The 22087-nt window shown below is 42.8% G+C and carries 8 protein-coding genes, 2 tRNA genes and 5 rRNA genes; all 15 read left to right on the forward strand.

Annotated features, from left to right (window positions below; genetic code table 11):
- The 15 genes from dnaA to MHB65_RS00075 all read left to right on the forward strand — a co-directional run bounded on the left by dnaA (position 1) and on the right by MHB65_RS00075 (position 22071).
- The gene (dnaA, locus tag MHB65_RS00005; RefSeq protein WP_205446311.1) at positions 1-1350 is read left to right on the forward strand and encodes a chromosomal replication initiator protein DnaA; all 1350 of its coding nucleotides are present in this window, start codon (positions 1-3) and stop codon (positions 1348-1350) included.
- Between the two features lie 170 nt (positions 1351-1520).
- On the forward strand, positions 1521-2657 hold the full coding sequence (gene dnaN / locus MHB65_RS00010; RefSeq protein WP_004233305.1) for a DNA polymerase III subunit beta: 1137 nt from the start codon (positions 1521-1523) through the stop codon (positions 2655-2657).
- 113 nt (positions 2658-2770) lie between these two features.
- Positions 2771-2995 (forward strand): S4 domain-containing protein YaaA, encoded by a 225-nt coding sequence (gene yaaA, locus MHB65_RS00015; RefSeq protein WP_205446312.1) that lies wholly within the window; start codon positions 2771-2773, stop codon positions 2993-2995.
- Between the two features lie 3 nt (positions 2996-2998).
- On the forward strand, positions 2999-4114 hold the full coding sequence (recF, locus tag MHB65_RS00020; protein ID WP_205446313.1) for a DNA replication/repair protein RecF: 1116 nt from the start codon (positions 2999-3001) through the stop codon (positions 4112-4114).
- Between the two features lie 92 nt (positions 4115-4206).
- On the forward strand, positions 4207-6141 hold the full coding sequence (gene gyrB / locus MHB65_RS00025; RefSeq protein WP_342442109.1) for a DNA topoisomerase (ATP-hydrolyzing) subunit B: 1935 nt from the start codon (positions 4207-4209) through the stop codon (positions 6139-6141).
- Positions 6142-6166: 25 nt separating this feature from the next.
- Complete coding sequence (gene gyrA, locus MHB65_RS00030) at positions 6167-8632, forward strand: DNA gyrase subunit A (protein ID WP_205446315.1); 2466 nt, start codon at positions 6167-6169, stop codon at positions 8630-8632.
- Between the two features lie 142 nt (positions 8633-8774).
- Entirely contained in the window at positions 8775-9857 is a 1083-nt protein-coding gene (locus MHB65_RS00035) for an HD-GYP domain-containing protein (protein WP_342442110.1), read from the forward strand.
- A gap of 439 nt (positions 9858-10296) precedes the next feature.
- Positions 10297-11848 (forward strand): 16S ribosomal RNA (locus MHB65_RS00040).
- A gap of 94 nt (positions 11849-11942) precedes the next feature.
- A tRNA-Ile gene (locus tag MHB65_RS00045) sits at positions 11943-12019 on the forward strand.
- Between the two features lie 12 nt (positions 12020-12031).
- Positions 12032-12107: transfer RNA gene (locus tag MHB65_RS00050), tRNA-Ala, on the forward strand.
- An 89-nt stretch (positions 12108-12196) separates the two neighbouring features.
- Positions 12197-15124, forward strand: a 23S ribosomal RNA gene (locus MHB65_RS00055).
- A gap of 67 nt (positions 15125-15191) precedes the next feature.
- Positions 15192-15307 (forward strand): 5S ribosomal RNA (gene rrf / locus MHB65_RS00060).
- Together the 16S, 23S and 5S rRNA genes with 2 tRNA genes alongside form the textbook arrangement of a ribosomal RNA operon.
- Positions 15308-16206: 899 nt before the next feature.
- The gene (locus MHB65_RS00065; RefSeq protein ID WP_205446317.1) at positions 16207-17100 is read left to right on the forward strand and encodes a patatin-like phospholipase family protein; all 894 of its coding nucleotides are present in this window, start codon (positions 16207-16209) and stop codon (positions 17098-17100) included.
- Positions 17101-17411: 311 nt separating this feature from the next.
- Positions 17412-18963, forward strand: a 16S ribosomal RNA gene (locus MHB65_RS00070).
- Between the two features lie 180 nt (positions 18964-19143).
- Positions 19144-22071, forward strand: a 23S ribosomal RNA gene (locus MHB65_RS00075).
- Positions 22072-22087: the final 16 nt, after the last annotated feature.

The raw sequence follows: 22087 nt of genomic DNA on the forward strand, positions 1-22087 counted from the left end.
TTGGAACATTTAGAAGAACTATGGAACAATGTCCTGGCTCAAGTTGAACAAAAAATTTCTAAACCAAGCTTCGAAACGTGGCTAAAGTCTACAAAGTTACTATCTTACAATGGTAGTGGTTCCACTGTGACAATTGCTGCGCCAAATTCGTTTGCTCGAGACTGGCTTGAAAATCATTATATTCATTTGATTACAGGTATATTAACGGAGCTTACAGGCGAAGACTTGCTTATTAAATTTGTTGTTCAAAAAAACCAGGATTCGGACGATTTCGATTTGCCAGCGCCGATTATCCAAGCAAAAAATAACGAACATCATGATATTTCACCAGGTATGTTAAACCCGAAGTATACTTTTGATACGTTTGTTATTGGCTCTGGTAACCGCTTTGCACATGCAGCTTCGCTAGCTGTCGCAGAAGCACCTGCGAAGGCATATAATCCCTTCTTTATTTATGGGGGCGTTGGGCTAGGGAAAACACACTTAATGCACGCCATTGGTCATTATGTATTAGAGCATAATCCTAATGCAAAAGTGGTGTACTTATCATCCGAAAAATTTACAAATGAATTTATTAACTCCATTCGTGATAACAAAGCACTTGATTTTCGCAATAAGTACCGCAACGTGGATGTACTGCTAATTGATGATATTCAATTCCTTGCTGGAAAAGAATCAACTCAAGAAGAATTTTTCCACACTTTTAATACTTTACATGAAGAATCAAAACAAATTGTTATATCAAGTGACCGACCTCCAAAGGAGATTCCAACTTTAGAAGATCGGCTCCGTTCACGTTTTGAGTGGGGGTTAATAACTGATATTGCGCCACCCGATTTGGAAACTCGTATCGCTATTTTGCGTAAAAAAGCAAAAGCAGACGGTCTAGAGGTACCGAATGAAGTAATGCTTTATATTGCGAACCAGATTGACTCCAATATTAGGGAGCTTGAAGGTGCGCTTATTCGCGTCGTTGCTTACTCTTCACTGGTTAACAAAGATATTACAGCGACATTAGCTGCCGAAGCATTGAAGGATATCATTCCAAATTCAAAGCCGCGGACAGTGACAATATTAGACATTCAAAATGCGGTAGGGGAGCATTTTAGTATACGTTTGGAAGATTTCACTGCCAAAAAACGTACAAAACTAATTGCTTTTCCACGTCAAGTTGCTATGTATTTATCACGCGAATTAACAGATTTTTCGCTGCCGAAAATTGGCGAAGAATTTGGTGGTCGCGACCATACGACTGTTATCCATGCGCACGAAAAAATATCTTCTATGTTGAAAAATGACGTTCAGCTTCAACAAGATGTTAAACAAATTCGTAGTATGCTAGGGAAGTAAATACTGTGGACAAACCATTAAGTTAAACACAAACTTATACACAGTCTATCTACATGTGGATAGACTGATTTTATTCATAAAAAGATACTTATCCACAAATCCACAGGGCCTATTACTATATCTTTTTTATTTTATATAAATAAATAATATAAATATGTGAGGGAAAACGAATGAAATTTGATATTTTACGTGACCGTTTATTAGAGGGTTTAAATGATGTCATGAAAGCAGTAAGTTCAAAAACAACTATTCCGATTTTAACAGGGATTAAAATTGACGTTACAGAAGAAGGTATCCGCTTAACAGGTAGTGATGCTGATATAACTATTCAAACATTTATTCCAGTTGAAGAAGATGGACAACAAATTATTCACATTACAGAAACTGGATCAATTGTTGTGCAGGCACGTATGTTTAATGAAATTGTACGTAAATTACCAACAAACGATGTTGAAATCCAAGTGACACCTGGTTTCCAAACGCATATTCGTTCAGGAAAATCCGAATTCCATTTAATTGGCTCGGATGCTGCAGAATACCCATTATTACCAGAGCTAACAGAAGATCAAAAATTTACTATTCCAGCTGATCTTTTAAAAACAATTATTCGTGAAACAGTATTTGCTGTTGCCACTTCAGAAAGTAGACCCGTGTTGACAGGTGTAAACTGGCAGATCAAAAACGAAACTTTAATCTGTGTTGCAACAGATAGTCATCGTTTAGCTAGACGTAAAGTGCAATTGGAAAATTTACCAGAAGTTGAACATAGTGTAGTTATTCCTGGGAAAAGTTTGAACGAATTAAATAAAGTATTAGAGGATTCTACAAATCTTGTACAAATCGTTATTACAAGTCAGCAAGTATTATTTAAAACTGGCGATGTATTATTCTTCTCTCGCTTACTGGAAGGAAATTATCCAGATACAACTCGTCTAATTCCTGAAGAATACCAAACAAATGTAACGATTAACGGAAAATCTTTATTACAAGCTATTGACCGTGCCTCACTTGTTGCACGAGGAGATCGTAATAATGTTGTACGTTTTGAAATTTTAGATAATCAAGCAGTTGAAGTTTCTTCTAATTCTCCCGAAATCGGTAAAGTACAAGAAGAAATCCCTGTAGAAGCATTGGAAGGGGAAGGTTTGAAAATCTCTTTCAGTGCAAAATATATGATGGAAGCATTAAAAGCAATTGATGGACAAGACGTAGTTATTCAATTTACTGGGGCAATGAGACCGTTTATTTTACGTTCCGTTCATGATGATGCTATTTTACAATTAATTTTACCTGTACGAACTTACTAAAGAATATAAGATCTGTTAAGATAGTCGCTCATAGTGACTATCTTTTTTTACTTATGGCGTAATTTTAGGTATGATAGAGAGATAGACAGTCTGTATTCGGAGGGGAACACACTATGCAGGACATTAAAATTGATGAGGAGTTCATCACGTTAGGGCAGCTTTTAAAAATTACGGATGCCATTAGTTCAGGTGGAATGGCCAAGTGGTTTTTACAAGAACATGCTGTATATGTAAATGGAGAAGTAGATGATCGTCGAGGTCGGAAATTACGTAACGGAGACGTTGTTAATATTCCTGGATGTGGTCGTTTTCAAATCGTAGGACCAACTGGACAATAAATTATGTATATTGATCAAATAAAACTTACAAATTACCGTAACTATGATGCCTTAGCTTTAAACTTCTCTCCAAAAATTAATGTTTTCATTGGTGAAAATGCACAAGGAAAAACAAATGTTATGGAGTCCATCTATGTTTTAGCAATGGCTAAGTCCCATCGAACAACGAACGATAAAGAATTGATACGTTGGGATTCAGACTATGGTAAAATAGAAGGGGCCGTTAAAAAAAGGCATGGTATTTTACCGATCGAACTTACGATTACAAAGAAAGGTAAAAAGGGCAAGATAAATCATATAGAGCAAAGTCGCCTTAGTCATTATATTGGTCAAATGAATGTCGTTATGTTTGCGCCAGAGGATTTGAACGTTGTAAAGGGAAGTCCGCAAATACGTCGACGTTTTATTGATATGGAGATTGGGCAAATTTCGCCTGTCTATTTACATGATTTATTAACCTTTCAAAAAGTTTTAAAACAACGTAACCATTTTTTAAAAATGAACCAAGGCAAGTCCATGTCAAATGATGTGATGTATGAGGTCTACAATGAACAATATATTCACGCTGCTACCCAAATTATTCGTAAAAGATTTCAATTTATGGATTTATTGCAGGAGTGGGCGGAACCCATACACGCAGGTATATCGCAAGGTAAGGAAACACTGCTTATAAAATATCGTACGGTAGCTGGTATTGAAAAAGAACACTCTACTAGTGAAATTGAAAATACTTTACATCAAAAATTAATTGAAGCGAGAGAACGTGAATTTGATAGGGGTGTGACGCTCGTTGGTCCACACCGTGATGATTTGCAGTTTTTAGTAAATGGCTATGATGTTCAAACATATGGTTCACAAGGACAACAACGTACGACAGCATTGTCTTTAAAACTTGCTGAAATTGAATTAATTAAACAAGAAACAAACGAAACACCCATACTACTTTTAGATGATGTTTTATCGGAACTCGATGATTATCGCCAATCGCATTTATTAAATACCATTCAGGGTGAAGTCCAAACCTTTGTCACAACCACAAGTGTGGATGGAATTCATCATGAAACGATGGAACAGGCTCAACTGTTCCACGTGAAACAAGGTGCGATTGAAAAAAGTTAGCCAGGGTAGTTTTTTAGATTACAAAAGAATGGTAATAGTCAGCTCGGTTGACTGTTCATTCATTTACACACAATGATGTTATGAAGGAGTAGATGAAAGCCGTGGCTATAGAGAACGAAGGTTTACAAAACCAAGCTTATGAGGCCGATCAGATACAGGTATTAGAAGGTTTAGAAGCAGTACGTAAAAGACCAGGGATGTATATCGGTTCAACAAGCTCTAAAGGGCTTCACCATTTAGTATGGGAAATTGTTGATAACAGTATCGATGAAGCTCTTGCAGGATTTTGTACAGATATAAAAGTAACAATTGAAAAAGAAAACTGGATCCGCGTAGAAGATAACGGTCGTGGTATTCCAGTTAGCATTCAAGAAAAAATGGGTAAGCCAGCAGTTGAAGTTATTATGACCGTTTTACATGCTGGTGGTAAATTTGGCGGTGGAGGCTATAAAGTTTCTGGTGGTCTTCATGGAGTTGGAGCATCCGTGGTAAATGCACTCTCTGTTGAAACAATTGTCCAAGTTCATCGTGAAGGTCATATCCATGAAATAAAATTTGAACGTGGAAAAACTATTCAAGAGTTAACAGTTATCGGTGATACAGATCACAATGGTACAACAACGCGATTTAAAGCTGACCCAGAAATTTTTAAAGAAACAACTGTTTATGAATATGATATTTTAGCTCATCGTATTAGAGAATTGGCTTATTTAAATCGTGGCATTAAGATTACGATTGCTGATGAACGCGAAGAAGAGGTTCGTTCAACTACATACCACTATGAAGGTGGTATTCGTTCCTATGTTGAGCATTTAAACCAATCTAAAGAACCAATCCATGATCCAATTGATGTTCTTGGAGAGAAGGATGGCATCACAGTAGAAATTGCCATGCAATATAATGCTGGATTCTCTTCTAATATTTTTTCATTTGCTAACAACATTAATACGTACGAGGGCGGTACACATGAGTCTGGTTTTAAAACAGCCCTTACTCGCGTTATTAATGACTATGCGCGAAAAAATGGATTGCTCAAAGAATCTGACGCTAATCTTACAGGGGAGGATGTACGTGAAGGGTTAACAGCTATTGTTTCTGTTAAACACCCAGATCCTCAATTTGAAGGACAAACAAAAACAAAGTTAGGGAATTCAGAAGTAAGTCAAATTACCAATTCATTATTCTCTGATGGCTTTGAACGTTTTATGTTAGAAAATCCAACTGTTGCACGTAAGGTTGTCGAAAAAGGTTTAATGGCAGCTCGTGCACGTGTAGCTGCGAAAAAGGCACGTGAATTTACTCGTCGTAAAAATGCACTTGAAGTATCTAGCTTACCAGGTAAATTAGCTGATTGTTCTTCTACAAACCCAGCTGATTGTGAAATTTATATTGTTGAGGGTGATTCTGCCGGCGGCTCGGCTAAATCTGGGCGTGACCGTCATTTCCAAGCAATTTTGCCTTTACGTGGTAAGATTCTTAACGTTGAGAAAGCTCGACTAGATAAAATTTTATCGAATGCAGAAATCCGTGCAATGATTACAGCATTCGGCACAGGAATAGGTGAGGAGTTTAATTTAGAAAAAGCTCGTTATCATAAAATCATTATCATGACAGATGCCGATGTTGATGGAGCGCATATCCGTACATTACTTTTAACATTCTTCTTCCGCTTCCTTCGACCACTTATAGAAGCGGGCTATATTTATATTGCACAGCCACCACTTTATCAAGTGAAACAAGGTAAACATATTGAGTATTGCTATGATGAAGAGACATTAAAAGAAATTTTAGAACGACTACCAAAAATGCCAAAACCAAATGTGCAGCGTTATAAAGGTCTTGGTGAAATGAACGCTGAGCAACTTTGGGAAACAACAATGGATCCTGAGTACCGCACATTATTACAAGTAGAATTAGATGATGCAATTAAAGCAAACCAAGCATTTGAGCGTTTAATGGGCGATGAAGTTGAACCTCGTCGTCAATTTATTGAGGAAAATGCCGTATACGCTAATTTAGATATTTAATTTTAGTTGAGGGGAGGTCTACACTTTGTCAGAACAAGAACGCTCCGGTGTAAAAGGAATTAATATAACAGAAGAAATTGAAACATCCTTCCTCGATTATGCAATGAGTGTAATCGTTTCGCGTGCATTACCAGATGTACGCGACGGATTGAAGCCAGTTCATCGTCGTATTTTATACGGCATGCAAGAGCTAGGAAATACAGCAGATAAAGCGTATAAAAAATCAGCACGTATCGTCGGGGATGTAATGGGTAAGTACCATCCACATGGTGACTCTTCCATCTATGATGCAATGGTACGTATGGCGCAAGATTTTAGCTATCGTTACATGCTTGTTGATGGCCACGGGAACTTTGGTTCTGTCGATGGGGACGGAGCTGCGGCGATGCGTTATACGGAATCACGTATGTCTCGCATTGCAATGGAAATGCTTCGTGATATTAATAAAAATACAATTGACTATACGGATAACTATGACGGCTCTGAAAAAGAACCAGTCGTTTTACCAAGTCGTTATCCAAACTTATTAGTAAATGGTGCAGCAGGGATTGCCGTAGGTATGGCAACAAATATTCCTCCACATCAATTGGGAGAAACAATTGATGCCGTTATAGCACTTTCTGAAAATCCAGCCATTACAACCGAGGAGCTAATGGAAATTATTCCAGGCCCTGATTTTCCTACTGGAGGATTGATTTTAGGACGTAGTGGTATACGTAGAGCCTACGAAACTGGTCGAGGTTCCATCATTATTCGTGCGAAAGTGGAAATTGAGCAAAAGGCAAATGGTAAGGAAACTATTCTTATTCATGAACTGCCTTACCAAGTGAATAAGGCTAAGCTCATTGAAAAAATTGCAGAGCTTGTTCGTGATAAAAAAATAGATGGTATCACAAATTTACGTGATGAATCTGACCGTCGTGGTATGCGTGTAGTCATTGAAATTCGTAAAGATGCAAATGCTAATGTCGTTTTAAATAATCTATATAAACAAACAGCTATGCAATCGAGCTTCGGTATCAATATGCTGTCTTTAGTAAATGGTCAGCCCAAAGTATTAGGCTTAAAGGAAATGCTATACCATTATTTAGAGCACCAAAAAGTAATTATTCGTCGTCGTACAGAATTCGACCTTCGAAAAGCGGAAGACCGCGCACATATATTAGAGGGCTTACGAATTGCACTGGATCATATTGATGAAATAATTGCTATTATTCGTGGTTCACGTAGTGGTGAAGAAGCGAAACCTCAATTGATGGAACGTTTTAGCTTGTCTGAGCGTCAGGCTCAAGCTATTTTAGATATGCGCCTCGTTCGATTAAGTGGCTTAGAGCGTGAAAAAATTGAAGCAGAATATCAAGAGCTTCAAGTTCTTATAGCTGAATTAAAGGCAATTTTAGCAGATGAAGAGAAAATTGTTGATATTATTCGTACTGAAATTTTAGAGTTGAAAGAACGTTTTAATGATATACGTCGTACTGAGATTACATCAGGTGGTCTAGAAATGATTGAGGATGAGGATTTAATCCCTGTTGAAAACTCAGTTGTTACTTTAACGCATAATGGCTATATCAAGCGTTTAGCTGCGAATACATATCGTAGTCAAAAGCGTGGCGGTCGTGGTGTACAAGGAATGGGTACAAATGAAGACGATTTTGTAGAGCATCTAATGAATACTTCAACCCACGATACAATTCTATTCTTTACGTCTAAAGGTAAAGTATTTAGAGCCAAAGGATATGAAATCCCAGAGTTCGGTCGTACGGCTAAAGGGTTACCAATCGTAAACTTGCTCAATATAGATAAAGGCGAAAAAGTAACAGCTATGATTCGTGTTGGGTCGTTTGATGAAGATGCTTACTTTATCTTTACCACAAAAACAGGTATTACAAAACGTACCCCTGTATCACAATTTGCTAACATCCGAACAAATGGTTTAATAGCTATTAGCTTGAGAGAAGACGATGATCTTATTTCTGTACGTCTAACAGATGGAGAGAAACAAGTAATTATTGGTACACGTGACGGTATGCTCGTTCGTTTCCAAGAAGACGACATCCGTTCTATGGGTCGTACAGCTGGTGGTGTTCGTGGTATTAAGCTGCGTGATGGTGACGAAGTAGTAGGTATGGAGATTGTTGAGCCAGGACAAGAAATTTTAGTAGTAACCGAAAAAGGTTACGGTAAACGTACTTCTGAAGAGGACTATCGTTTACAAAGTCGTGGTGGTGTAGGTCTGAAAACTATCCAAATTACAGATAAGAATGGTCCGATGGTGGCTGTAAAAACTGTTGATGGTTCTGAGGATTTAATGCTTATTACCATTAATGGTATGCTTATTCGTATGGATGTAAATGATATTTCACTAATTGGGCGCAGTACGCAGGGAGTTCGTTTAATTCGACTAGGAGATGACGAATTGGTTGCAACTGTAGCTAAAGTGGAAAAAGCAGAAGAGGCTTTAGAGGACGAAGAAGAAATAGAAGAATAATTTAAGCCGATGACGACAACATTGAATGTCGCCATCGGTTTTTTTTACGTAAATAATGAAAAATAAGTAATTATTTTGAATTCCATGATAAAATGGAAATACCTTATTTTGAAGCAAGAAATAGTGGAGAGGTGTTCATTCCGTGGAAACTATACATGTTCCGATTTCAGAGCTAGGCGTTGGCAAGGTAATTTCTGAAGATATATTTGCTAATACACAGTATCCGATTATATTCAAAGATACAATGATTTCTTATGTACATTTGCAAGTTTTTCATGCATTTAATATTTTCAACGTCCCAGTTTACAAAAGTGAAAATGTTACTCGAGTAGAAAAAAATGAAATCGATGTCGAAGTTACAATTGAAGAAATTCCGACCTTTAGAAAAGTCTATAATCATTCTGTTGAACAGTTTAAAAAGGAATTTAAAAATTGGGAAGCGGGAGCAAAGGTAGATATTGCAAAAGCAAGGACAATTATTTTACCTTTAGTAGAGATGGTGCTAGAAGATCGTACTATTATTTTTGATCTAAATGAGTATTCAAACCCTAAAGACTACCTGTATCATCATTGTGTAGCAACTGGTTTGATTGCCTCAGTTATTGCGCAAAAACTTGGTTATGATAGAGGAACCACTATTCAAGTAGCCATTGGTGGTTTATTAGCCGATTGTGGTATGGCTAAAGTACATCCTCGTATCAGAGATAAGAAGACACCTTTAACAGAGCAAGAATATGATGAAATATATAAACATCCGACTTATAGCCATAACATGGTGAAAGATCTGACCATTTTAAAAGAAACAATGAAAGAAGCCATCTTCCAACACCATGAACGTTTAAATGGTAGCGGATATCCGAAGAGCGAAAAGATCGCCAATATTTCTATTTTTGCACAAATCATTGCTGTTGCAGATGTTTTTCATGCTATGACGTGTGAACGAGTGTATAGATCGAAGCAATCTTCATTTAAAGTTATAGAAATGATTAATGAATCTGAGTTTGGAAAGTTTGATATTAAAGTAGTACGTGCTTTAATTGATATTGTTGCAGATCTTCCGATAGGGACGATTGTAGAACTTTCTAATCTAGAACGTGGAGAAGTGATGTTTGTAAATAAATTTGCCCCAACACGACCTCTCATTAAATTAATTCATTCAGGGGAAATTTTTGATTTAGGAAAAAATCGCAGTTTTTATATTTCACGAATCATAACTAATCTATAAAAAAGTGGCAAACCATATTATATGGCTTGCCTATTTTTATTCAAAGGTTTTCAGGGAAGTGAGGTGTTCACTGTATATAGTGAAAGCAATTTAGTTTACACCTTCTTAATAGGCGGCAGTTTAGTATTTTTCTTAAGAAATAGTAACCAATATTAATCAATTAAATAGTGCGCATTTTCACTATGATTGTGTTTTGAAACATTTAAATCTAATGTAATAAAATATTTTCGAAGAAAGTGTTGACTTTGTTTTAGAATCTTGATATTATAAATGAGTCGCCAAGAGGTGACAGTGAAATAAAGAACATGAACCTTGAAAACTGAACAAGCAAAACGTAATCAATAAAGTTTTAAGTAGCTAGCTTCGGCTAATGAACGAAACAAAAATTTTGGACATCAAAATTGATGCCAGCAAAACAATTTGAGCTAATCAAATTTCTTTTATGGAGAGTTTGATCCTGGCTCAGGACGAACGCTGGCGGCGTGCCTAATACATGCAAGTCGAGCGAACAGAGAAGGAGCTTGCTCCTTCGACGTTAGCGGCGGACGGGTGAGTAACACGTGGGCAACCTACCCTATAGTTTGGGATAACTCCGGGAAACCGGGGCTAATACCGAATAATTTGTTTCACCTCATGGTGAAACACTGAAAGACGGTTTCGGCTGTCGCTATAGGATGGGCCCGCGGCGCATTAGCTAGTTGGTGAGGTAACGGCTCACCAAGGCGACGATGCGTAGCCGACCTGAGAGGGTGATCGGCCACACTGGGACTGAGACACGGCCCAGACTCCTACGGGAGGCAGCAGTAGGGAATCTTCCACAATGGGCGAAAGCCTGATGGAGCAACGCCGCGTGAGTGAAGAAGGATTTCGGTTCGTAAAACTCTGTTGTAAGGGAAGAACAAGTACAGTAGTAACTGGCTGTACCTTGACGGTACCTTATTAGAAAGCCACGGCTAACTACGTGCCAGCAGCCGCGGTAATACGTAGGTGGCAAGCGTTGTCCGGAATTATTGGGCGTAAAGCGCGCGCAGGTGGTTTCTTAAGTCTGATGTGAAAGCCCACGGCTCAACCGTGGAGGGTCATTGGAAACTGGGAGACTTGAGTGCAGAAGAGGATAGTGGAATTCCAAGTGTAGCGGTGAAATGCGTAGAGATTTGGAGGAACACCAGTGGCGAAGGCGACTATCTGGTCTGTAACTGACACTGAGGCGCGAAAGCGTGGGGAGCAAACAGGATTAGATACCCTGGTAGTCCACGCCGTAAACGATGAGTGCTAAGTGTTAGGGGGTTTCCGCCCCTTAGTGCTGCAGCTAACGCATTAAGCACTCCGCCTGGGGAGTACGGTCGCAAGACTGAAACTCAAAGGAATTGACGGGGGCCCGCACAAGCGGTGGAGCATGTGGTTTAATTCGAAGCAACGCGAAGAACCTTACCAGGTCTTGACATCCCGTTGACCACTGTAGAGATATAGTTTCCCCTTCGGGGGCAACGGTGACAGGTGGTGCATGGTTGTCGTCAGCTCGTGTCGTGAGATGTTGGGTTAAGTCCCGCAACGAGCGCAACCCTTGATCTTAGTTGCCATCATTTAGTTGGGCACTCTAAGGTGACTGCCGGTGACAAACCGGAGGAAGGTGGGGATGACGTCAAATCATCATGCCCCTTATGACCTGGGCTACACACGTGCTACAATGGACGATACAAACGGTTGCCAACTCGCGAGAGGGAGCTAATCCGATAAAGTCGTTCTCAGTTCGGATTGTAGGCTGCAACTCGCCTACATGAAGCCGGAATCGCTAGTAATCGCGGATCAGCATGCCGCGGTGAATACGTTCCCGGGCCTTGTACACACCGCCCGTCACACCACGAGAGTTTGTAACACCCGAAGTCGGTGAGGTAACCTTTTGGAGCCAGCCGCCGAAGGTGGGATAGATGATTGGGGTGAAGTCGTAACAAGGTAGCCGTATCGGAAGGTGCGGCTGGATCACCTCCTTTCTAAGGATTATTTCGGAATACAAACCTTGGGTTTGTAAGATTACGTTTTGCGTTCAGTTTTGAAGGTTTATGAAATATAATAAAACTTCTAAGAGGGCCTATAGCTCAGCTGGTTAGAGCGCACGCCTGATAAGCGTGAGGTCGATGGTTCGAGTCCATTTAGGCCCACCATATATACCTCTTGGGGCCTTAGCTCAGCTGGGAGAGCGCCTGCCTTGCACGCAGGAGGTCAGCGGTTCGATCCCGCTAGGCTCCACCATTTTTTTGTTCTTTGAAAACTGGATAAAACGACATTGAAATTGTAACAAACACATTTATTTTTTAAGTTTTTTATAGGCTTAATAACTTGGTTAAGTTATTAAGGGCGCACGGCGAATGCCTTGGCACTAGGAGCCGAAGAAGGACGGCACTAACACCGATATGCTTCGGGGAGCTGTAAGTGAGCTTTGATCCGGAGATTTCCGAATGGGGGAACCCACTACGTTTAATCGCGTAGTATCTTGACGTGAATACATAGCGTCTTGAAGGCAGACCCAGGGAACTGAAACATCTAAGTACCTGGAGGAAGAGAAAGAAAAATCGATTCCCTGAGTAGCGGCGAGCGAAACGGGAAGAGCCCAAACCAAGAGGCTTGCCTCTTGGGGTTGTAGGACACTCAATACGGAGTTACAAAAGAGCGAGTTAGATGAAGCGACTTGGAAAGGTCCGCCAGAGCAGGTAAAAGCCCTGTAGTCGAAAGTTCGTTCCCTCCTGAGTGGATCCTGAGTACGGCGGAACACGTGAAATTCCGTCGGAATCCGGGAGGACCATCTCCCAAGGCTAAATACTACCTAGTGACCGATAGTGAACCAGTACCGTGAGGGAAAGGTGAAAAGCACCCCGGAAGGGGAGTGAAAGAGATCCTGAAACCGTGTGCCTACAAGTAGTTAGAGCCCGTTAATGGGTGATAGCGTGCCTTTTGTAGAATGAACCGGCGAGTTACGATTACGTGCGAGGTTAAGCTTTAGAAGGCGGAGCCGCAGCGAAAGCGAGTCTGAATAGGGCGAAATAGTACGTGGTCGTAGACCCGAAACCAGGTGATCTACCCATGTCCAGGGTGAAGGTGAGGTAACACTTACTGGAGGCCCGAACCCACGCACGTTGAAAAGTGCGGGGATGAGGTGTGGGTAGCGGAGAAATTCCAATCGAACTTGGAGATAGCTGGTTCTCTCCGAAATAGCTTTAGGGCTAGCCTCGTGATGAGAATACTGGAGGTAGAGCACTGTTTGGACTAGGGGGCCATCCCGGTTTACCGAATTCAGACAAACTCCGAATGCCAGATATTTATACACGGGAGTCAGACTGCGAGTGATAAGATCCGTAGTCAAAAGGGAAACAGCCCAGACCACCAGCTAAGGTCCCAAAGTAATCGTTAAGTGGAAAAGGATGTGGCGTTGCACAGACAACCAGGATGTTGGCTTAGAAGCAGCCATCATTTAAAGAGTGCGTAATAGCTCACTGGTCGAGTGACGCTGCGCCGAAAATGTATCGGGGCTAAACGATTCACCGAAGCTGTGGATTGACATCTACGATGTCAGTGGTAGGAGAGCGTTCTAAGTGCGTTGAAGTCAGACCGGAAGGACTGGTGGAGCGCTTAGAAGTGAGAATGCCGGTATGAGTAGCGAAAGACGGGTGAGAATCCCGTCCACCGTATGACTAAGGTTTCCTGAGGAAGGCTCGTCCGCTCAGGGTTAGTCGGGACCTAAGCCGAGGCCGATAGGCGTAGGCGATGGACAACAGGTTGATATTCCTGTACCACCTCCTCACCGTTTGAGAAATGGGGGGACGCAGTAGGATAGGGTAAGCGCGCTGTTGGATATGCGCGTCCAAGCAGTAAGGCGTGTGTGTAGGCAAATCCGCACACTGTAACGTTGAGCTGTGATGGCGAGTCCGTATGGACGAAGTTCCTGATTTCACACTGCCAAGAAAAGCCTCTATCGAGGTGAGAGGTGCCCGTACCGCAAACCGACACAGGTAGTCGAGGAGAGAATCCTAAGGTGTGCGAGAGAACTCTCGTTAAGGAACTCGGCAAAATGACCCCGTAACTTCGGGAGAAGGGGTGCTCTTGAGCGTGCAAGCGCATGAGAGCCGCAGTGAATAGGCCCAGGCGACTGTTTAGCAAAAACACAGGTCTCTGCAAAACCGTAAGGTGACGTATAGGGGCTGACGCCTGCCCGGTGCTGGAAGGTTAAGAGGAGTGGTTAGCGCAAGCGAAGCTGCGAATTGAAGCCCCAGTAAACGGCGGCCGTAACTATAACGGTCCTAAGGTAGCGAAATTCCTTGTCGGGTAAGTTCCGACCCGCACGAAAGGCGTAACGATCTGGGCACTGTCTCAACGAGAGACTCGGTGAAATTATAGTACCTGTGAAGATGCAGGTTACCCGCGACAGGACGGAAAGACCCCGTGGAGCTTTACTGTAGCCTGATATTGAATTTTGGTACAACTTGTACAGGATAGGTAGGAGCCAGAGATCTCGGAGCGCCAGCTTCGAAGGAGGCGTCGGTGGGATACTACCCTGGTTGTATTGAAATTCTAACCCATGCCCCTTAGCGGGGCAGGAGACAGTGTCAGGCGGACAGTTTGACTGGGGCGGTCGCCTCCTAAAAGGTAACGGAGGCGCCCAAAGGTTCCCTCAGAATGGTTGGAAATCATTCGTAGAGTGTAAAGGCACAAGGGAGCTTGACTGCGAGACCTACAAGTCGAGCAGGGTCGAAAGACGGGCTTAGTGATCCGGTGGTTCCGCATGGAAGGGCCATCGCTCAACGGATAAAAGCTACCCCGGGGATAACAGGCTTATCTCCCCCAAGAGTCCACATCGACGGGGAGGTTTGGCACCTCGATGTCGGCTCATCGCATCCTGGGGCTGTAGTCGGTCCCAAGGGTTGGGCTGTTCGCCCATTAAAGCGGTACGCGAGCTGGGTTCAGAACGTCGTGAGACAGTTCGGTCCCTATCCGTCGTGGGCGTAGGAAATTTGAGAGGAGCTGTCCTTAGTACGAGAGGACCGGGATGGACACACCGCTGGTGTACCAGTTGTCTTGCCAAAGGCATCGCTGGGTAGCTATGTGTGGACGGGATAAGTGCTGAAAGCATCTAAGCATGAAGCCCCCCTCAAGATGAGATTTCCCATTACGCAAGTAAGTAAGATCCCTCAAAGACGATGAGGTAGATAGGTTCGAGGTGGAAGTGTGGTGACACATGGAGCTGACGAATACTAATCGATCGAGGACTTAACCAAAACGTTTGAAACATTCAATGCACGTTTATCCAGTTTTGAAAGAATAATTCTTTCAATTTAATACATGTCTAGTGATGATGGCAAAGAGGTCACACCCGTTCCCATACCGAACACGGAAGTTAAGCTCTTTAGCGCCGATGGTAGTTGGGGGCTTCCCCCTGTGAGAGTAGGACGTCGCTAGGCAAATGAAACAGTCAACTGTATGTTGACTGTTTTTTTATATTCATTGTAAACTTCGTACTGTGTAGGAGGGTTTAGAAAGCTTTTAGCTAAAACCATTAAAAAGTCACGTCTAGTCAACCAACTTGCTAAAGAAGAAGAGATCGATAGTATGTTAAATCAGTGGAAGAAAGATGTAGAAGTTATGAAGGTAACAACGTTTGTGAATCATGTTCATCGATTGCTAACCAATCTAAAACTTTCATGGACCAATTAAAATGGGTGAATAGTTTAATGATTATCAATCAACCTACAAATTTAATTATAGTAATCGTCAATTATAATATGGGGACATTGTAAAATACTGTTGATGGAGATAAGAAAAAGATAAATGAAAGAATTTATAGACTGTTTATGGAAGAAATAAAGAGAAAGAAAAAATATATAAGCTATTTTAGTATGGTTGATGAATCTTACCCGATGTCTTTAAAATAAGGCCAATTCTTTAGCGCATCATATCTACAATAAATCACCAGTACGCACTTATTAGACATAGTTAACTCATTAGGTAGTGGTTTGGGCTTGAGTCCAATATTATTTTGGGCTTATGCTCTTTAATTTTGTCAAAATATGCTCTACACTTTAAAACTCTGCAAAATATATGAAAATTTTGATTCATAATGCAACTTTTATTACTATTTAAGTAGTTTTATACATTTTAATGATAACTAAATTTTTTCCCCTTTATTTTTTATGATTAGTACTTTCTTTATATGGATGATAATAGAATTCATTTTTAGTTAGGTCATTATTAAAGTTTGTAGCTATGTTTTTAGGTATCGACAATAAAGTGAAAATTTTAGTTCTATTCGTCATTATTCATCCCTATACTGTAAAGATTACATCAAAAAGGAGAGGGAATTTTGTGGATTGATGGTGTGTTTTCTGGCGGCGGTTTGAAGGGCTTTGCATTAGTAGGAGCATATCAAGTACTAGAAGCTGAACATTTTCGATTTAAACGTGTAGCTGGTACAAGTGCAGGTGCCATTTTAGCTGCATTTATCGCTGCAGGATATAGTGGAAAAGAGATTGAAATCATGCTAGAGGAGTTGGACGTTCCTTCGTTACTGGACCCAAGAAGAACAATTTTACCTTTCCCTTTTATGAAATGGGTAAATGTTTATAATCATTTAGGTCTCTATAAAGGAAAGGCATTAGAAAAATGGTTCTTCCAAAAGTTAGCTGCAAAAGGGGTCTATACTTTTGGTGATCTGCCTAAAGATTCACTTAAGTTAGTAGCCTCAGATTTAACCAATGGTAGAATGATTGTTTTACCAGACGATTTGCACAAATATCAAATTGAAGCAAAAAATTTTTCAGTTGCTTGTGCGTTACGAATGAGTTGTGGTATACCATTTTTCTTTGAACCAGTTACATTAAAGACTGGGAAGGGAGAATCAGTAATAGTGGATGGTGGAGTTTTAAGTAATTTTCCACTATGGATATTCGATGATAAAGAAGGTCGAAAAGTACGCCCAATTTTAGGTCTGAAACTTAGCAGAAGAAGAGAAGAACAATGTCCACAAGAAATTAAAAATGGTCTGAGTTTATTTGAAGCTTTATTTTCAACGATGAAAGATGCACATGATGAAAGATATATATCAAGACGTCATGAAAGAGATATTATTTTTATTCCTGTAGAAGATTATAGTGCTACTCAATTTGATTTAAATGAGGAAACAAAAGAAACCTTATTAGAAATAGGAAGAAACCGTACAATTCAATTTTTACGGAATTGGCCAAGATTGAAGTTGTAATTATTTTATAAAAAAATATTGAAAAACTATTGACCAATAATAAATAGGGTGTTATTATATAAAAGTTGCTGTTGAGACATACAGCTACTAAAATATAAAATAAAATAACTGTTTGACATTAAATATAAAACATGTTATTATATAAAAGTTAGCTCTTACAGAAGAGTAAACATAATAATGAACCTTGAAAACTGAACAAGCAAAATGTAATCAATAAAGTTTTAAGTAGCTAGCTTCGGCTAGTGAACAATACAAAAATTTTGGACATCAAAATTGATGCCAGCAAAACAATTTGAGCTAATCAAATTTCTTTTATGGAGAGTTTGATCCTGGCTCAGGACGAACGCTGGCGGCGTGCCTAATACATGCAAGTCGAGCGAACAGAGAAGGAGCTTGCTCCTTCGACGTTAGCGGCGGACGGGTGAGTAACACGTGGGCAACCTACCCTATAGTTTGGGATAACTCCGGGAAACCGGGGCTAATACCGAATAATTTGTTTCACCTCATGGTGAAACACTGAAAGACGGTTTCGGCTGTCGCTATAGGATGGGCCCGCGGCGCATTAGCTAGTTGGTGAGGTAACGGCTCACCAAGGCGACGATGCGTAGCCGACCTGAGAGGGTGATCGGCCACACTGGGACTGAGACACGGCCCAGACTCCTACGGGAGGCAGCAGTAGGGAATCTTCCACAATGGGCGAAAGCCTGATGGAGCAACGCCGCGTGAGTGAAGAAGGATTTCGGTTCGTAAAACTCTGTTGTAAGGGAAGAACAAGTACAGTAGTAACTGGCTGTACCTTGACGGTACCTTATTAGAAAGCCACGGCTAACTACGTGCCAGCAGCCGCGGTAATACGTAGGTGGCAAGCGTTGTCCGGAATTATTGGGCGTAAAGCGCGCGCAGGTGGTTTCTTAAGTCTGATGTGAAAGCCCACGGCTCAACCGTGGAGGGTCATTGGAAACTGGGAGACTTGAGTGCAGAAGAGGATAGTGGAATTCCAAGTGTAGCGGTGAAATGCGTAGAGATTTGGAGGAACACCAGTGGCGAAGGCGACTATCTGGTCTGTAACTGACACTGAGGCGCGAAAGCGTGGGGAGCAAACAGGATTAGATACCCTGGTAGTCCACGCCGTAAACGATGAGTGCTAAGTGTTAGGGGGTTTCCGCCCCTTAGTGCTGCAGCTAACGCATTAAGCACTCCGCCTGGGGAGTACGGTCGCAAGACTGAAACTCAAAGGAATTGACGGGGGCCCGCACAAGCGGTGGAGCATGTGGTTTAATTCGAAGCAACGCGAAGAACCTTACCAGGTCTTGACATCCCGTTGACCACTGTAGAGATATAGTTTCCCCTTCGGGGGCAACGGTGACAGGTGGTGCATGGTTGTCGTCAGCTCGTGTCGTGAGATGTTGGGTTAAGTCCCGCAACGAGCGCAACCCTTGATCTTAGTTGCCATCATTTAGTTGGGCACTCTAAGGTGACTGCCGGTGACAAACCGGAGGAAGGTGGGGATGACGTCAAATCATCATGCCCCTTATGACCTGGGCTACACACGTGCTACAATGGACGATACAAACGGTTGCCAACTCGCGAGAGGGAGCTAATCCGATAAAGTCGTTCTCAGTTCGGATTGTAGGCTGCAACTCGCCTACATGAAGCCGGAATCGCTAGTAATCGCGGATCAGCATGCCGCGGTGAATACGTTCCCGGGCCTTGTACACACCGCCCGTCACACCACGAGAGTTTGTAACACCCGAAGTCGGTGAGGTAACCTTTTGGAGCCAGCCGCCGAAGGTGGGATAGATGATTGGGGTGAAGTCGTAACAAGGTAGCCGTATCGGAAGGTGCGGCTGGATCACCTCCTTTCTAAGGATTATTTCGGAATACAAACCTTGGGTTTGTAAGATTACGTTTTGCGTTCAGTTTTGAAGGTTCATTCTTCTGAATGAAACACTTCAAAACTTGTTCTTTGAAAACTGGATAAAACGACATTGAAATTGTAACAAACACATTTATTTTTTAAGTTTTTTATAGGCTTAATAACTTGGTTAAGTTATTAAGGGCGCACGGCGAATGCCTTGGCACTAGGAGCCGAAGAAGGACGGCACTAACACCGATATGCTTCGGGGAGCTGTAAGTGAGCTTTGATCCGGAGATTTCCGAATGGGGGAACCCACTACGTTTAATCGCGTAGTATCTTGACGTGAATACATAGCGTCTTGAAGGCAGACCCAGGGAACTGAAACATCTAAGTACCTGGAGGAAGAGAAAGAAAAATCGATTCCCTGAGTAGCGGCGAGCGAAACGGGAAGAGCCCAAACCAAGAGGCTTGCCTCTTGGGGTTGTAGGACACTCAATACGGAGTTACAAAAGAGCGAGTTAGATGAAGCGACTTGGAAAGGTCCGCCAGAGCAGGTAAAAGCCCTGTAGTCGAAAGTTCGTTCCCTCCTGAGTGGATCCTGAGTACGGCGGAACACGTGAAATTCCGTCGGAATCCGGGAGGACCATCTCCCAAGGCTAAATACTACCTAGTGACCGATAGTGAACCAGTACCGTGAGGGAAAGGTGAAAAGCACCCCGGAAGGGGAGTGAAAGAGATCCTGAAACCGTGTGCCTACAAGTAGTTAGAGCCCGTTAATGGGTGATAGCGTGCCTTTTGTAGAATGAACCGGCGAGTTACGATTACGTGCGAGGTTAAGCTTTAGAAGGCGGAGCCGCAGCGAAAGCGAGTCTGAATAGGGCGAAATAGTACGTGGTCGTAGACCCGAAACCAGGTGATCTACCCATGTCCAGGGTGAAGGTGAGGTAACACTTACTGGAGGCCCGAACCCACGCACGTTGAAAAGTGCGGGGATGAGGTGTGGGTAGCGGAGAAATTCCAATCGAACTTGGAGATAGCTGGTTCTCTCCGAAATAGCTTTAGGGCTAGCCTCGTGATGAGAATACTGGAGGTAGAGCACTGTTTGGACTAGGGGGCCATCCCGGTTTACCGAATTCAGACAAACTCCGAATGCCAGATATTTATACACGGGAGTCAGACTGCGAGTGATAAGATCCGTAGTCAAAAGGGAAACAGCCCAGACCACCAGCTAAGGTCCCAAAGTAATCGTTAAGTGGAAAAGGATGTGGCGTTGCACAGACAACCAGGATGTTGGCTTAGAAGCAGCCATCATTTAAAGAGTGCGTAATAGCTCACTGGTCGAGTGACGCTGCGCCGAAAATGTATCGGGGCTAAACGATTCACCGAAGCTGTGGATTGACATCTACGATGTCAGTGGTAGGAGAGCGTTCTAAGTGCGTTGAAGTCAGACCGGAAGGACTGGTGGAGCGCTTAGAAGTGAGAATGCCGGTATGAGTAGCGAAAGACGGGTGAGAATCCCGTCCACCGTATGACTAAGGTTTCCTGAGGAAGGCTCGTCCGCTCAGGGTTAGTCGGGACCTAAGCCGAGGCCGATAGGCGTAGGCGATGGACAACAGGTTGATATTCCTGTACCACCTCCTCACCGTTTGAGAAATGGGGGGACGCAGTAGGATAGGGTAAGCGCGCTGTTGGATATGCGCGTCCAAGCAGTAAGGCGTGTGTGTAGGCAAATCCGCACACTGTAACGTTGAGCTGTGATGGCGAGTCCGTATGGACGAAGTTCCTGATTTCACACTGCCAAGAAAAGCCTCTATCGAGGTGAGAGGTGCCCGTACCGCAAACCGACACAGGTAGTCGAGGAGAGAATCCTAAGGTGTGCGAGAGAACTCTCGTTAAGGAACTCGGCAAAATGACCCCGTAACTTCGGGAGAAGGGGTGCTCTTGAGCGTGCAAGCGCATGAGAGCCGCAGTGAATAGGCCCAGGCGACTGTTTAGCAAAAACACAGGTCTCTGCAAAACCGTAAGGTGACGTATAGGGGCTGACGCCTGCCCGGTGCTGGAAGGTTAAGAGGAGTGGTTAGCGCAAGCGAAGCTGCGAATTGAAGCCCCAGTAAACGGCGGCCGTAACTATAACGGTCCTAAGGTAGCGAAATTCCTTGTCGGGTAAGTTCCGACCCGCACGAAAGGCGTAACGATCTGGGCACTGTCTCAACGAGAGACTCGGTGAAATTATAGTACCTGTGAAGATGCAGGTTACCCGCGACAGGACGGAAAGACCCCGTGGAGCTTTACTGTAGCCTGATATTGAATTTTGGTACAACTTGTACAGGATAGGTAGGAGCCAGAGATCTCGGAGCGCCAGCTTCGAAGGAGGCGTCGGTGGGATACTACCCTGGTTGTATTGAAATTCTAACCCATGCCCCTTAGCGGGGCAGGAGACAGTGTCAGGCGGACAGTTTGACTGGGGCGGTCGCCTCCTAAAAGGTAACGGAGGCGCCCAAAGGTTCCCTCAGAATGGTTGGAAATCATTCGTAGAGTGTAAAGGCACAAGGGAGCTTGACTGCGAGACCTACAAGTCGAGCAGGGTCGAAAGACGGGCTTAGTGATCCGGTGGTTCCGCATGGAAGGGCCATCGCTCAACGGATAAAAGCTACCCCGGGGATAACAGGCTTATCTCCCCCAAGAGTCCACATCGACGGGGAGGTTTGGCACCTCGATGTCGGCTCATCGCATCCTGGGGCTGTAGTCGGTCCCAAGGGTTGGGCTGTTCGCCCATTAAAGCGGTACGCGAGCTGGGTTCAGAACGTCGTGAGACAGTTCGGTCCCTATCCGTCGTGGGCGTAGGAAATTTGAGAGGAGCTGTCCTTAGTACGAGAGGACCGGGATGGACACACCGCTGGTGTACCAGTTGTCTTGCCAAAGGCATCGCTGGGTAGCTATGTGTGGACGGGATAAGTGCTGAAAGCATCTAAGCATGAAGCCCCCCTCAAGATGAGATTTCCCATTACGCAAGTAAGTAAGATCCCTCAAAGACGATGAGGTAGATAGGTTCGAGGTGGAAGTGTGGTGACACATGGAGCTGACGAATACTAATCGATCGAGGACTTAACCAAAACGTTTGAAACATTC

The sequence above is a fragment of the Lysinibacillus sp. FSL K6-0075 genome, from assembly GCF_038592945.1.
Classification (GTDB): domain Bacteria; phylum Bacillota; class Bacilli; order Bacillales_A; family Planococcaceae; genus Lysinibacillus; species Lysinibacillus fusiformis_F.

Excerpts from the sequence above, each read along its gene's own strand:
- gyrB (WP_342442109.1), top strand. The coding sequence starts at position 4,207 with ATGAAAGCCGTGGCTATAGAGAACGAAGGTTTACAAAACCAAGCTTAT.
- yaaA (WP_205446312.1), top strand. The coding sequence starts at position 2,771 with ATGCAGGACATTAAAATTGATGAGGAGTTCATCACGTTAGGGCAGCTT.
- dnaN (WP_004233305.1), top strand. The coding sequence starts at position 1,521 with ATGAAATTTGATATTTTACGTGACCGTTTATTAGAGGGTTTAAATGAT.
- recF (WP_205446313.1), top strand. The coding sequence starts at position 2,999 with ATGTATATTGATCAAATAAAACTTACAAATTACCGTAACTATGATGCC.